Source organism: Escherichia sp. WS1450 (assembly GCF_046487395.1).
GTDB lineage: Bacteria > Pseudomonadota > Gammaproteobacteria > Enterobacterales > Enterobacteriaceae > Escherichia > Escherichia coli.
Map to the genome: position 1 here is coordinate 1 of NZ_JBJQJO010000168.1, position 522 is coordinate 522.

Genomic DNA, 522 nt, shown 5'->3' on the forward strand with positions numbered 1-522 from the left:
TTATGGTGATCCCCTGGGCGAAATGCGCCTGGTAAGCAGAGTTTTTGAAATGTAAGGCCTTTGAATAAGACAAAAGGCTGCCTCATCGCTAACTTTGCAACAGTGCCATCCATGCTATGCACCACCACGGTGTCGCCGGTGCGGGCGAAGCTTATCAGCGCTTCCAGTTGCGGACGCTTGACATCCTTGCCGGATGCCTTGTCGCTAAAAGCGCGATCAACCTTGACGCCTTCCAGTTGCCGTTCCGGGTTCTGGTCGAAGGTGCTGACCCTGATATACCCAATGCGCTGTCCAGTCATGGAATTCCCTGCAAAATGTCAGGGAAGACTCTATGACCTTCAACGAGATATGTCAATAAATTCAAAATTCAATCCTATCCTGACGCAATTTACACATGGCATCTGACATCAGGTTAGGGTATGCCTCAACCTGACGGCGGCGAATCACAAGCGTCCGGTTTGACGCTGGTTTCGGTCGCAGTGCTGGCCCGCGCCTGGAAGCGCTGATAGCACTCCAGCCCGC

General features: G+C 52.9%; 2 protein-coding genes. Both read right to left on the reverse strand.

The features are described from left to right. Positions 1 to 299: recombinase family protein (locus tag ACJHYR_RS28175; protein ID WP_284637182.1), on the reverse strand; the 299-nt coding region annotated here is incomplete at its 3' end. Positions 300 to 424: 125 nt separating this feature from the next. After that, positions 425 to 522: DUF3330 domain-containing protein (locus ACJHYR_RS28180; RefSeq protein WP_129950916.1), on the reverse strand; the 98-nt coding region annotated here is incomplete at its 5' end.